The 12,759-nt window shown below is 63.6% G+C and carries 14 protein-coding genes and 1 tRNA gene; 5 read left to right on the top strand and 10 right to left on the bottom strand.

The window, feature by feature from the left end; all coding sequences use genetic code 11:
* Positions 1-82 precede the first annotated feature (82 nt).
* Both C5L14_RS21770 and C5L14_RS21775 read right to left on the bottom strand, forming a co-directional pair.
* A complete protein-coding gene (locus tag C5L14_RS21770) occupies positions 83-625 on the bottom strand; it encodes a gamma-glutamylcyclotransferase (RefSeq protein WP_281062580.1) in 543 nt (180 codons plus the stop codon).
* The gene (locus C5L14_RS21775; protein ID WP_245443495.1) at positions 622-1,509 is read right to left on the bottom strand and encodes an N-formylglutamate amidohydrolase; all 888 of its coding nucleotides are present in this window, start codon (positions 1,507-1,509) and stop codon (positions 622-624) included. Before C5L14_RS21775 ends, C5L14_RS21770 begins: the two co-directional genes overlap by 4 nt.
* Before the next feature lie 517 nt (positions 1,510-2,026).
* On the opposite strand from C5L14_RS21775, the gene cpdR reads away from it, so the two are divergent.
* Both cpdR and C5L14_RS21785 read left to right on the top strand, forming a co-directional pair.
* On the top strand, positions 2,027-2,392 hold the full coding sequence (gene cpdR, locus C5L14_RS21780; RefSeq protein ID WP_105864233.1) for a cell cycle two-component system response regulator CpdR: 366 nt from the start codon (positions 2,027-2,029) through the stop codon (positions 2,390-2,392).
* Between the two features lie 77 nt (positions 2,393-2,469).
* Positions 2,470-2,544, top strand: a tRNA-Val gene (locus C5L14_RS21785).
* Positions 2,545-2,726: 182 nt separating this feature from the next.
* On the opposite strand, the gene C5L14_RS21790 is transcribed toward C5L14_RS21785, so the two are convergent.
* Complete coding sequence (locus C5L14_RS21790) at positions 2,727-3,113, bottom strand: septal ring lytic transglycosylase RlpA family protein (protein ID WP_245197460.1); 387 nt, start codon at positions 3,111-3,113, stop codon at positions 2,727-2,729.
* Positions 3,114-3,362: 249 nt separating this feature from the next.
* Here C5L14_RS21790 and C5L14_RS21795 point away from each other — a divergent pair, with 249 nt between their 5' ends.
* Positions 3,363-3,554, top strand: a complete 192-nt coding sequence (locus C5L14_RS21795; RefSeq protein ID WP_105864167.1) for a CsbD family protein — start codon at positions 3,363-3,365, stop codon at positions 3,552-3,554.
* Between the two features lie 35 nt (positions 3,555-3,589).
* Positions 3,590-3,850 carry a GlsB/YeaQ/YmgE family stress response membrane protein gene (locus C5L14_RS21800; RefSeq protein ID WP_105864168.1) on the top strand — a complete coding sequence of 87 codons (261 nt, stop codon included), beginning with the start codon at positions 3,590-3,592 and terminating at the stop codon, positions 3,848-3,850.
* A gap of 159 nt (positions 3,851-4,009) precedes the next feature.
* On the opposite strand, the gene C5L14_RS21805 is transcribed toward C5L14_RS21800, so the two are convergent.
* The gene (locus C5L14_RS21805; RefSeq protein WP_105864169.1) at positions 4,010-4,912 is read right to left on the bottom strand and encodes a ketopantoate reductase family protein; all 903 of its coding nucleotides are present in this window, start codon (positions 4,910-4,912) and stop codon (positions 4,010-4,012) included.
* A gap of 305 nt (positions 4,913-5,217) precedes the next feature.
* A complete protein-coding gene (locus C5L14_RS21810) occupies positions 5,218-5,664 on the bottom strand; it encodes an NUDIX hydrolase (RefSeq protein ID WP_105864170.1) in 447 nt (148 codons plus the stop codon).
* Between the two features lie 191 nt (positions 5,665-5,855).
* Here C5L14_RS21810 and C5L14_RS21815 point away from each other — a divergent pair, with 191 nt between their 5' ends.
* Entirely contained in the window at positions 5,856-6,632 is a 777-nt protein-coding gene (locus C5L14_RS21815) for an SDR family oxidoreductase (RefSeq protein ID WP_105864171.1), read from the top strand.
* A 79-nt stretch (positions 6,633-6,711) separates the two neighbouring features.
* Here the strand turns inward: C5L14_RS21815 and C5L14_RS21820 are convergent, their stop codons facing one another.
* The 5 genes from C5L14_RS21820 to C5L14_RS21840 form a co-directional block, all read right to left on the bottom strand.
* Positions 6,712-7,248 carry a hypothetical protein gene (locus tag C5L14_RS21820; RefSeq protein WP_146126994.1) on the bottom strand — a complete coding sequence of 179 codons (537 nt, stop codon included), beginning with the start codon at positions 7,246-7,248 and terminating at the stop codon, positions 6,712-6,714.
* Between the two features lie 611 nt (positions 7,249-7,859).
* Positions 7,860-8,804, bottom strand: a complete 945-nt coding sequence (locus C5L14_RS21825; RefSeq protein WP_105864173.1) for an ABC transporter substrate-binding protein — start codon at positions 8,802-8,804, stop codon at positions 7,860-7,862.
* A gap of 163 nt (positions 8,805-8,967) precedes the next feature.
* Entirely contained in the window at positions 8,968-9,969 is a 1,002-nt protein-coding gene (locus tag C5L14_RS21830; protein WP_105864174.1) for an ABC transporter permease, read from the bottom strand.
* Complete coding sequence (locus tag C5L14_RS21835; protein WP_105864235.1) at positions 9,966-11,486, bottom strand: sugar ABC transporter ATP-binding protein; 1,521 nt, start codon at positions 11,484-11,486, stop codon at positions 9,966-9,968. Before C5L14_RS21835 ends, C5L14_RS21830 begins: the two co-directional genes overlap by 4 nt.
* A 195-nt stretch (positions 11,487-11,681) precedes the next feature.
* Positions 11,682-12,704 (bottom strand): GlxA family transcriptional regulator, encoded by a 1,023-nt coding sequence (locus tag C5L14_RS21840; RefSeq protein ID WP_105864175.1) that lies wholly within the window; start codon positions 12,702-12,704, stop codon positions 11,682-11,684.
* Positions 12,705-12,759 lie beyond the last annotated feature (55 nt).

Raw genomic sequence — 12,759 nt, forward strand, 5'->3', positions numbered from 1 at the left:
TGTTCGTCCAACACAATGTAGGATTAACGTGTCGGTCTTGTGAAGGGGGTAGGGTCCCCGGCCGGCCTCCTATACAGCCGCATCATCCCCGCAATTGGTGCGAGAGCCAGGCCAGCGTGCGGTCCGGTATGCCGAGTTCGTCGAGATGGTCGTGGGTGGCGAGCACGTAATCGGGATTGGCGCCCGACAGCCCGACGCCCCCGCGTATCACCTCCAGGAGCTGGCGATCCGGCAGCTTGCCGCAATATTGCAGGTGCTTGCGGTCCGCCCGATAGGCGAGGGCCCGCACATGACGCCCGTCCTCGAGCCGGGCCTCGTGCAGGATCTCGATATAGACGCTGGTGGCCTGTTCGCGCCGGCGCAGATAATCCACCGTCGCATCCCAGTTTTCGGGGGCGACGCGGAAGGCGACGCCCCGGCAGGAGCCGCCCCGGTCGAGGCCGAGCACCAGGCCGGGCCTTTCGGGTGTGCCGCGATGGACATGCGACCAGATGCACAAAGCCCGGTGCAGGCCGCGAATCAGCGCATTCTGCCGCTCCTCATAGGCAAAACCGGGATTCCACATCAGGGAACCATAGCCGAAAACCCAATGGGCTTCAGGGACGGGCAGGACGGGCTGGTTCACTCGGCGGCCAGGTGGAATGCATCGAGATAGTGGAAGGGCAGGCCAGCAAGCGTATCGCGCAGCACGGTGAGATCCCGCTTCAGGCGATCGAAGGCCGGAGCCAGGGAGAAGTCCTGCTCGTTCATGTAGATCGAGCGGTTGATCTCGATCTGGATGACATGGAAACCGGCGCCGGGATTGCCGTAATGCTCCGTGATGTAGCCGCCGGCATAGGGCTTGTTGCGCGCCACCGAATAGCCGAGGCTGCGCAGCGCCTCGTCGGCGCAATCCGTGATCAGATGCGAGCAGCTGGTGCCGTAGCGATCGCCCAGCACGATGTCGGCGCGGGGTCTATCCTCGCGCGCCAGGCCGCAGGAGGGCATGGAATGGCAATCCACCAATAGCGCCACGCCGAATTCGCGATGGATCTGGCCGAGCAGGCGACGCAGCGTACGATGATAGGGCTTGTAGAGTTCCTCGATCCGGCGCAGCGCCTCGTCCACCGGCAGGCGGCGGGCATAGATTTCCTGGTTCTCGCTGACCACCCGCGCCAGCGTGCCCAGTCCGCCGGCCACGCGCAGGGAGCGAGTATTGGCGTAGTTCGGCAGCCTGCCGTCGAACATGCGTGGGTCGAGCTCGTAGGGCTCGCGGTTGACGTCGAGAAAGGCACGGGGAAAGCGTGCGCTCATCACGGCAGAGCCGGTGGCGGCGACATCCGCGAGAAGGAGGTCGACGAAGGCATCCTCGGAGCGGCGCAGCGAAAGTGGATCGAGGCGGGAAGCCTCCAGGAAAGAGCGCGGATAGACCCGTCCGGAATGCGGCGAGTTGAACAGCAAGGGCGCCGAATAGGCTGCCGGCTCGACCACGTCGAAGGGAGGGCTGAGCTCGATTTCCATGCCGTCCACGGTCTCCAGCGGCGGGTTGCTTTCACCTGGGCGACACGCGTCCGAAGGGCGGTCAGGCCAGGCAATATCGACATATCCCGACAAAATCATGCGCGCGCAAGCATCACAAGCCCTCGCGCATGATTTTCTCCATCGCACCGGAAGCAACCCTGGGGCCTGTCATCAGTTAGGGGTTGGTGTTTGATGAGATTGAAAATGGTGGGATAGGAGGTGACGGCCTTGCCAGGACGTTTCGTCTTGACGAGCCAAGCGACAGTGCAGACGGCCATTTAGAGCTTATCGCCCCCGGCGGTGGGATGCTTTTGGCCGATGAACACGTCGCTCGCGGCAGCAAGCCGGAAGGCTTGCGTTCTCGAACTCCCGCGCATTTGCGAAGCAAGGGCGGACCTCTTCAGACAGGCCCTGGCAACATCACGAATTCGGGATTAACTCTATTGCAATGTAAACGGGGCGTTTACCCTGACGACGGTTTATACAGTTGGAACATGCTCCGGCCCTGCCGGGGATTCGGGACGCCATCATGAACAAGATTCTCCTCGCCGAAGACGACAATGATATGCGCCGCTTTCTGGTGCGCGCCCTGCAGAATGCCGGACATGAGGTGATGTCCTACGACAACGGCCTGTCGGCCTATCACCGGCTGCGGGAAGAACCGTTCGAATTGCTGCTGACCGATATCGTCATGCCGGAGATGGACGGAATCGAGCTGGCCCGCCGGGCTACCGAGCTCGATCCCGACATCAAGGTGATGTTCATCACCGGCTTTGCCGCCGTGGCGCTCAACCCGGATTCGCAGGCGCCGCGCGACGCCAAGGTGCTTTCCAAGCCCTTCCATCTCAAGGATCTGGTCAACGAAGTCGACAAGCTTTTGAAGGCCGCCTGAACTTTCCTCAAAATAGCGGGACGAATGGCTTGCATGGCCTGATTCAACCTGCTATCAGGCCGGCCTCCGCAAGCGATGGGCGCGTAGCTCAGCGGGAGAGCACTACGTTGACATCGTAGGGGTCACAGGTTCAATCCCTGTCGCGCCCACCATCGCTACCCAGAACGAGTTGAAGAGCCAAGGCATCGCAAAGGCGGTGCCTTTCTTGTTTTCTGGCGTTGGCGGATGCAGTCGGTCCACACCCTCTCGGCCGCCGGTCCTTACTAAGGGCTATTCGGCCGCGGGGGCCGCTTCGTCGATTACCTCCGGCCTCCCATCCGGCCCGCGTCCAGTCCTAGCGACGCCGAGGCGGCAGTTGTAGTTGAGCGTCGCTATTTGCCGACGCAGAAGAAGGCGTCGCGATTCTGGCGACCGACACTTTGGCTGTGCCCGTCTTGAGCATGCCCACCGCCTTGGCGGCTCCGTAGGAAAGATCGATCATGCGGCCACGCTTATGAGGGCCTCGGTCGGTGACACGCACGACAACGCTCTTGTGGTTCTCGAGGTTGGTCACGCGAAGCTTCGTCCCGAAAGGAAGGGAACGATGGGCAGCGGTCAGTTCTGCTGGATTGAAGCGCTCTCCGTTTGCGGTACGAGACCCCTTCAATTCCTTACCGTAAAAGGACGCTGTCCCTAAGGTTTCTGCGTGTCCGGAAACCATAGCCATGAAGATAATTATCATGGAGAAGGTGAAAATGCCGCTTATGATACGCATACCCATTCAGCAATTTCCTTCTGTAATTGATGATTAATTACGTTAGGAATCGAATGGTTTCGATTTTATTACCCGTAGGTTGCGGACAAGCTGCCGTGGTGGTGCTGCCACTGCTCGAGGACTGAGAGGCCGTTACCCTAAGCCAAAATCAGTACGGAACCAGGAAGGGGCACAAGCGTTTGTGAATTCGTGGTCTGCAATCAAAGGAGCAACCGAGTGAGCAGCGCAACGGACAAGGTGAAGGGTATCGCCAACCAGGTGGCCGGTTCGGTGAAGGAAGGCGTCGGCAAGGCCGTGGGCAACCGCGAGATGGAAGCAGAAGGGGCGATTCAAAAAGCCAAGGGAGAGGTTCAGGAGGCCAAGGGCAAGGTCAAGGACGCGGTGAAATCCGCGATCGACAAGGCCTAGAATCTCGACATTCCGCTAAAGGCAAAGGTGAATCGATGGATCGTCCCGAGGTTGGTTGGATCGCTGCGATAATCATTGGCGGCCTGGCCGGTTGGCTGGCTGAGATGTTCATGAAGAGCAATACCGGCGTTCTCATGAACATTATTCTCGGCATCGTAGGCGCGGCCCTCGCCAGTTTTCTGCTGGGGTTAATAGGCGTCGGCTTCGGTGGGTGGCTGGGCTACCTCATCGCGGGCTTTATCGGCGCGTGCATCCTTATTGCGCTCGCCCGAATGTTGAGCGGTTCTCGCGTCTGAGTTCGAGCCAGAGGGGGCGATGTCCCGTCTGGGCTCCTGGCGCTGCGCGATGCGGCATTTCCTTTCGCTATTTTGCCTGGGCGTACCGCCGCTGGCGCCGCTCTTGGCGTGCGGCGCCAGCCACCATAGGTCTCGCGGATAATCAGCTGCAGGGTCCACTCAGGGCAAGGGCGGCGCACCGGCCTCGCGCAGTTTCACCAGCGTCCACAGCGCCTGGTTCAGCGGCGCCTCCAAGCCGCGCGCGGCGGCCCGGCGCAGGATGGCGCCGTTCAGATCGTCGATCTCCGTGCGTCGCCCCCTGGCCAGATCCTGGGCGGTCGACGAATATTGCTCGGCCATGCTGGTGCCCAGGCCGAAGACGGTGTCCTCCAGCGTGGGGGCCAGGGTGATGTCATAGGCGCCGGCCACGGCGCGGCACTCGGCGAGAATCCCCTTCAAGAGCACATCCACGCCTTCGCGGCCGACCAGCCGGCCATAAGGCAGGGCGGCGAGGGCGGAGACGGCATTGAGCGCGCAATTGACCGCCAGCTTGGTCCACAGCGTGCCGACGACATCCGGTGCGACACGGGCGGCGATGCCGGCCGCGGCGAACAGGTCCGCGAATTCCGCGCTGCGTTCGGAGGGGCCGATCACCATCCTGCCGCCGCCCTTGTGGCGGACATAGCCGGCGGCCGGCGCTTCCAGAGCGGCATAGACGGCCACGGCCACGGCGGGCCTGTCGAGGATATGGGCGAGCCTGTCGGCATTGTCGATGCCGTTCTGCAGGCTCCAGACCGAGCAATCGGCGCCGATATGGGGCGCGATGGCCGCAGCCGCCGCCTCGGTGTCGAAGGATTTCACGCAGAACAGCACCAGGTCTGCTCCGGCCACGGCCTCGGGCCTCGTATCGGCCTCAATCGGCACATGCTGCCTCTCGCCGCCGCGCTCGAGCAACAGGCCGCCATCCCTCACGGCTTCCACCAAAGCCGGGCGGCCGATCAGGGTGACGCTATGGCCGGCCTGGGCGAGCAGGGCGCCGAAGAAACAGCCAACGGCACCGGCTCCCATCACCGCAATCTTCATGATGCCGTTCTCCCGGCAAACTGAAGCAAGGCCGCCAGGATCCGCGACTCGGGATGCGATTGCTGGCGCAAGGCTCGTGACGACAGCTTTGCATCGGCACGCGGGCTGAGGGGAAAGAGGGGCATGCTTGTGATCTTGCCGGTAGGCAACGCCTCTATCATGTCGATCGCGGCTGGCGGGCTGCCGAAGGCCGGATCGCCGTCAAGGATAGACGGGTTCTCACGATCGGCAAGGCCGGCGACGGGTTGGGCGCGATGCGACAGTATCTTCGGGGCTTCGACCTTGTGGATGTGGCTGGATGAACGTCATGGCGTGGCACGGGCCAAGGCCAGGGCTTCCCGGGCGAGCGTATCGACGTCGACGCTGGCGCTGGCCTGGCCGGCCAGAAGAGCCGGCAGGTCGAACCAGCGGGCTTCCAGGGCATCGTCGGCTGCAACGGCCTCGCCGGATTGCCAATGGCAGAGCACGCCGACCAGCACATAATGGTGACCGCCTTCATGGGCCGGACGAGGATCGATGGAATCGAGCGCGGCGAAGGCCTTTACGGCGCGGGCGCGGACGCCGGTCTCTTCCTCGAGTTCGCGCAGAGCCGCCTGCAGCACGCCTTCGCCCGGCTCGATCTTGCCGCCCGGAAAGCCCCACAAGCCCTGGTCCGGGGGATTGGCACGGCGAACCAGCAGGAATTCCTCGCCGCGCAGCACGGCGGCGACAGGGCGGGGCAGATTGTCACTTTCGGCCGGCTCCGAGCCCATTGTCTGTTTCTCCGGGACTTCTGCAGGTGGAGGGCCCAGCTATAGGCGCCTTCCGCTTCGAGCGACAGCCTGCAAGGCGAGACCTCCACCAGTTCAGAGCGGGGACGGGTGGCAGCCGCGCTCCCCAGGCTTGCCTGCCGCCGGCAGCCCTGCGAAAAGCCCGTGGCGTCCGCAGGAAAAGGCATGGGATCATGAAGCTCGGCATCGAAGGAAAATCCGCCATCGTCTGCGCCTCCAGCCGAGGGCTCGGCAAGGCTTGTGCGTTGGCTCTGGCGCGCGAGGGCGTGAATGTGGTGATCAATGGCGTCACGCCGGCCACGCTGGAGCGCACCGCGGCCGAGATCCGCGCCGCGACGGGTGCGACGGTTACGCCCGTGATTGCCGATGTCGCCAGGGAGGAAGGGCGCCGCAAGCTGCTTGAAGGCTGCCCGCAGCCCGACATTCTGGTCAACAATGCGGGTGGCCCACCGCCCGGAGACTTCCGCCGGTTCGGCCGGGAGGAATGGCTGGCCGCGCTCGATGCCAACATGCTGGCGCCGATCGAGTTGATCAAGGCGACGCTGGACGGCATGATGGCCCGTCGCTTCGGGCGCATCGTCAACATCACTTCGGTGACGGTGAAGGCGCCGATTTCCTATCTCGGCCTGTCGAATGGCGCCCGTACCGGCCTGACGGGCTTCGTGGCGGGTCTCGCCCGTGACATTGCCCGCCATAATGTGACGATCAACAACATCCTGCCGGGCTCCTTCGGCACCGACAGGCTGCGGGACAATGCCGCGGCCTCCGCCAGGCCGGGGCAGACGGCGGAAGAGGTGCTCGCCGAGTGGCGGGAGGGCGAGATTTCCGGGCGGTTCGGCGATCCGGAGGAACTCGGTGCGGTCTGTGCCTTTCTGGCCGGAGCGCAGGCCGGCTATATCACGCGCCAGAATATCCTCATGGACGGCGGCAGCTTTCCCGGCACCTTCTGAACGCCCTCAAAAAGAGCACCAACAAAAAGGGCCAGCCGCAAGGCTGGCCTCGATTGGGTCGGCCGGCTGAAATTCCGGCTCAGAGCTTGGCCAGCATCTGGCAAAGCTTGATCAGCTGGGCATCGTACTCATCGCTGGCCCCGAGGATCAGCTTGCAGCGCTTCTTGAGGGCGATGCGCTGGGCGCTGCTCATCGAGGCGAACTGGCTGGAGACATTGCCGATAGTCACGCCAGTGCCAGGCACCCCCGGAGCGCCCGGGGTTCCGGGCGTGCCGGGAGTCGTGCCTGGGACGTTGACGCCGACACCGACATTGACGCCCGTCGTGTTGTTGAGCGAGGCCGTGACATCTGCATCGGCGAGCGAGGAGTTGACGCCGACATTGGCGTTGACGCCGCTATTGGGCGTTGCCGATGCGCTGACTTTGGCGGTGGCGGCGTTGCCGACACTGGCCGTGGTGTTTGAATTCAGGCCGCTGCTGTTGAGGCTGGTGTTGCTATTGGCATTGACCGGGCCCACCTTCGCGCTGACGCCGACATTGACACCGCCGACGGCACCACCGACCGCACCCACGGCACTGCCGAGGCCGCCGGCAGTGTTGCCGAAATCACCGCTCATGGCGACCTGCGGAGCGATAAGAAGCAAAGTAGTCGCCAGTCCAGCGAACATTGCAACCTTGCGCCAATCCTTCCGATATTGCTGAGACATATCGACCTCCACCTGGGAAACTCGAACATTCAGCCGGAACTCCGGGGAAGTGGCTCTTTTTGCTGCTCTGTCAACCTGCGGAAGCCGAATGTTGCCAACAAAGTATGCCAAAAAACAGTAAATCTCAATGGAATTCCATAAAGTGTAAATCGATTTTTTTAGGAGGATTACGTTGTTTCATTTTTTGTACGGAGAGTATTTTTAAATATACTTGAATCTTACGATGGGTAATATGTTTGATTGCGGGGGCTTAAGTGTGTTTTTCTTTTTCGCTGCTCCCCTTTCTGTGCGATGTGGGTGAGTGTTGCCATGGATGAAATGCGGCCGCAATGCGGTGCTTCTGGGGTAAAATTGGGTGGCGCGATTTTGCGGCTGCGATGATGCTTAAGTACTAGATCGCGCCGGCGAAGTATGACTTTCATCCTTAATAGGTATTGTTATTTAAGGTATTATGATACCTGAATTTTTCCAGAAAAAAGCCGCCCCAGTGGTGAAGGGCGGCTTTCGCGTTGTCGGCCTGCTCAGAACGGCGAGTCGGGGTAGTAGAATTCCTTGGCGTTGTCCTTGGTCACCAGCGTGGCATCGAGAATATAGGAGCCGCGCACGGGCAGCTTGTCGAAGAGGCCGGCTGCGGTGAGGTCCATCGCCACGGCCACCATCGCCGGCGGATAGAGCACGTCGGCCGGGATGGTGGCGTCGCCATCCATGACCTTCTTGACCATGTCTTTCATACCGGCGCCGCCGAGCACGAACTTGATGTCGGTGCGGCCGGCCTGTTTGATCGCTTCCAGCACGCCGACGGCCATGTCGTCGTCCTGACACCAGACCGCATCGATCTTGGGGTGCTTGGTCAGGAAGTCCTGCATGACCTTGAACGCGTCGTCGCGACTCCAATTGCCGAACTGGCTGTCGATCACCTTGACCTCGGAGCCCTTCAGGCCTTCGTTGAAGGCACTGACGCGCTGCTCGTCGATGACGATGGGCAGGCCGCGGATCACCACGATGTCACCCTTGCCGCCGAGCTTCTCCTTGACGAAGGCGGCGGAGACGGTGCCCAGGCCCGGATTGTTGCCGGCGACATAGAGATCCTGGATCGGGTCGCGCAAGGCGCGGTCCACCACGGTGATGAACACGCCCTTGCCCTTCACCTGGCGGATCGGGTCCGTCAACTCGTCCGAATTATGCGGCAGCACGACGAGGGCATTGATGCCCTGCGTTGTCAGGTCCTCCAGCGCGTTGGCCTGAGACGCTCCGTCGGGCGAGGTCTTCACGATGACCTTGAGGCCGGGATAGCGCGCCTCGAGGGCCTTGGCTTCCTGTTGGGCGTGATAGACCACGCCGCCCGTCCAGCCATGATCGGCGGCCGGTATGGAGACGGCGATGGTCTTGGTGTCGGCGGCGAAGGCCGCCGCCCCGGCGATGGTGAAGAGACCGGCCGCCATCAGGCCGGTCAGCAATTTGCGCATGATATCCTCCCTAGCGCTTTTCGTTCCGTCGGGGCGGGTTGGTCCCGCCCTTGCATATCGACCAAAGCGTTTTGCCATTTGGCGGTCTCGCCAAGAATCGCAAAGACGCTTCGAGTTAGAGCAAGCCAGCGTTCCGGCTAGACGCGCTTTGCTCCAGGTGGGCTCAATTCCTCCGGGCCAGCGAGCGCTGCACCAGCATGGCGATGATGATGATGGCGCCCTGCACGGCGCCGACCAGATATTCGGAGACGAAGTTCGACAGCACCATGATGTTGGAGATCACCTCCAGGATCAGCGCGCCGCAGATGGTGCCCCAGATGCGCCCGACGCCGCCGCGCAGCGCCGTGCCGCCGACCACGACCGCCGTGATCGCCTGCAATTCCCAGCCGAGGCCGGTGGTGGAGGTGGTTGAGCCGAGCCTTGGCACATAGACCAGCACGGCGATGGCGACGCACAGGCCCTGGATGATGTAGGTAAGCATGCGCACGCGCCCGACCGAGATGCCGGAATAGCGGGCGACGTCCTCATTGGAGCCGACCGCCATGACATGCCGCCCGAAGGTGGTGCGGTAGAGCAGGAACGCGCCGATGACGGCCACCGCGATGATCACCCAGACCGGGAAGGGCAGGCCGAGAATGGTGCCGAAATAGACGGGGCGATAGTCGGCGCGCAGTTCCATCGACTTCATGGCGATCGAGCCGCCGTCGGCAAGCCAGATCAGGAGCGAGCGGAAGATCGCCATGGTGCCGAGCGTGACGATGAAGGGCTCGAGCCGCCCGGCGGTGACGCCCAGGCCGTTGGCGGCACCGCACAGGCCCCCCAGCAGCAACGCCAGGACCATGCCGGTGGCGAGAAGCATGTAGCCGTCGCCGATCATGGCCTTGTTGAGGAAGAGGATCATCACCCCCGAGACCAGCGCCGCCATCGAGCCGACGGAGAGGTCGAGGCCGCCGGCGGTGATCACGAAAGTGGCGCCCACCGCGATGGTGGCGATGAAGGCGCTGCGCGCCAGGACATTGGTGAGGTTGTCGAGGTCAATGAAGCGGGCATTGACGAAATAGCCGAGCACCATCAGCACGGCGAGGGCCGCGAAGGGGGCGATCGCGCGCAGATCGAAATCCTGGAAGCGGCTTGCGGCCTTGGTGGGGGCGAGCTCTCCGCTCATATCTGTGCTCTCGCTTCTTCTCTGGAAACGCCGGTGGCATGCACTACGATTTCGGCCTCTGTCATGGCGTCGCCGCTGACCTCGCCGGCGATTTGCCCGCCGCGCATCACCAGGATGCGGTGGCATACGCCGATCAGTTCCTGCATCTCGGAGGAGATCACGATCACGCCCTTGCCCCTGGCGGCGAGGGCGGCGATGAAACGGTAGATCTGCTCCTTGGTGCCGATATCGATGCCGCGGGTGGGCTCATCGATGACGACGATCCTCGGCTCCAGCAGCATCATCTTGGCGAGCAGCAACTTCTGCTGGTTGCCGCCGGAAAGCTGGCCGGCCAGCAGGGTTTTGGAGCGAGCCCGGATATCGAAATCCTGGAAGGCCTGATTGAGGGCGCTCCATTCGCGTGCCTTGTCGATGAAGGCGCCCGAGGCGAAGCGATCGAGTGCGGCCAGGGTGAGGTTGGTGCGCAGGTCCTGCGCCAGCAGTAGGCCCTTGCCCTTGCGATCCTCGGAGAGATAGACGATGCCCGCCTCCATGGCCTGGCGGGGCTCGCGAAAATGCACGGGCCGGCCATCGAGCCGGACGCTGCCGCTGCCGGAGCGCAGGCCCAGCAGCCCTTCGAACAGTTCGGTTCGTCCCGCCCCGACCAGGCCGGCAAAGCCGAGGATCTCGCCGGCCTCGAGGCCAAAACTGACATCGGTGGCAAAGCCGGGCACATTGAAATGCTCGACTGCGAGCAGGGGTTCTTCGGCGACTGCCGCGCTTGCCTCCGCCGAAGCCTTGGCCGGATAGAGATTGGCCATGTCGCGCCCCACCATCAATTGCGCCATGTCGATGGGCTGGAGCTCGGCGGCGGGCCGGGTGGCGATCCATTTGCCGTCACGCAAGACGGTGACGCGGTCGGCGATGGCCTTCACCTCGTTGAGGCGATGCGAGATGTAGAGAACCGCCGTGCCCTTGGCGCGGATGGCGGTGATGACCTTCAGGAGCGCTTCCGTTTCCACCGGCGTGAGGGATGCGGTGGGTTCGTCGAAGATCACCACGCGGTGCGGCACCGCCAGGGCGCGCGCGATCTGAACCAGTTGGCGCTGGGCGATGGAGAGGCGCTCGACGACCCGGGTCGGTGCGATTTCCGCCCCGAGCTCACGAACCGCCCGCGCGGCCTCCTGGTTCATGGCCCGGTCGTCGACCATGGGGCCGCGGCGGATCTCGCGGCCAAGGAAGATGTTCTGCGCGACGGTCAGGTGAGGGGCGAGCAGGATTTCCTGATGGACCAGCACGATGCCTCGATGCTCGGCGTCGACGGGACCGGAAAAATGCACCGGCTCGCCATCGATGGCGAGCGTGCCACGGCTCGGCTGGAGATGGCCGGCCAGGATCTTCATCAGGGTGGACTTGCCGGCACCGTTTTCGCCGATGATGGCATGGACCTCGCCTGCCTTGAGGTCGAGCGCGATGTTGCTCAGCACCTCGATGGCGCCGAAACTCTTGGACAGGCCGCTGGCAGCCAGGACCGGCACGGTCTGGTTCTGCGCGGCAGCCCCGTTCGCTTGCCCTTCAGACAAATCCGGTTCCTGGTTTTCGTTTCCCGCCCGCTCTCTTCGCCATATGCAGGGGCGAATGAGTTACGTACCTCGCAATTGTCAGATTACCGGGACGGCGGGTTCTGTCAATCTCGCTTTCCGGATTGGGGCAGCATGGACCTCCCGGCAATGTCATCGCCGGCCGGAAAATCGCTCGCGATAGGATTGCGGCGTCGTTGCCAGGTGCCGGGCGAAGCTGCGCCGCATGGTCTCTTCGCAGCCAAAGCCGCAGCAGGCGGCGATCTGCTTGAGGGGCTGGGCGGTGTCGGCGAGCAGCGTGCGCGCCTGTTCGACCCGCAGCCTTTCGACGGCGCGGGCCGGCGGCAGGCCGGTGGCTTCCCGGTAGCGGCGCTGGAAGCTGCGCTCGCTCATGCCGGCCCGTGCGGCGAGGGCGGGAACCGACAAATCGTCGGCGAGGTTCTCCCGCATCCAGCCATGCAGCGATTCGAAACGGGATGCGCCATGCTGGAGCGCCAGGGCGGCGCTGTATTGCGACTGCCCGCCCGGCCGCTTGAGAAAGACCACCAACTCGCGCGCTACTGCCAGCGCCATCGCGCGGCCAAGGTCGCGTTCCACCAAAGCGAGAGCGAGGTCGATGCCGGCGGTGACGCCGGCGGAGGTCCATAACTTGCCATCCTCGATGAAGATCGGATCGCTCTCCACCCGTGCTGCCGGAAAGCGCTCGGCCAGCAGAGCGCAGGAATCCCAATGGGTCACGGCGCGCCTGCCGTCGAGCAGGCCCGCGGCACCGGCCAGAAAAGCGCCGGTGCAGACAGCCGCGACCCTTCGGACCGCCGTCGCTCTGGCCGTAACCCAGGCAACGAGTTCGGCATCCTCGATCGCCTGGTGCACGGCGCGCCCGCCGGCGATCACCAGCGTATCGCAGGCTTCGCTCGCGTCCGGCAGGGGCTCGGCCTGCAAGGTCAGCCCGGCCCAAGCCGCGACCTGGGTCTGCCGGGCGACGATCCGCAGGCGATAGGCCGCGGGCAGCCCATCATCCTCCCGGAGGCGGTTGGCCGAGGCGAATACCTGCATGGGGCCGGCGATATCGAGCAGTTGAAACCCGGGAAAAGCCAGCAGATCGACCGGGCGGCACGCCCGGCCAGCCGAGGAGGCGCCGATCGGATTTGGCGCAAAATGTGGGTCAAACGACATTTGCGCCAGAAGCTGCCGCGCTAGAATGGGTCTGTCAACATCAAGGTTTAGAACG

Source organism: Labrys okinawensis, from assembly GCF_002982075.1.
In the GTDB taxonomy this organism is placed as follows: Bacteria; Pseudomonadota; Alphaproteobacteria; order Rhizobiales; family Labraceae; genus Labrys; species Labrys okinawensis_A.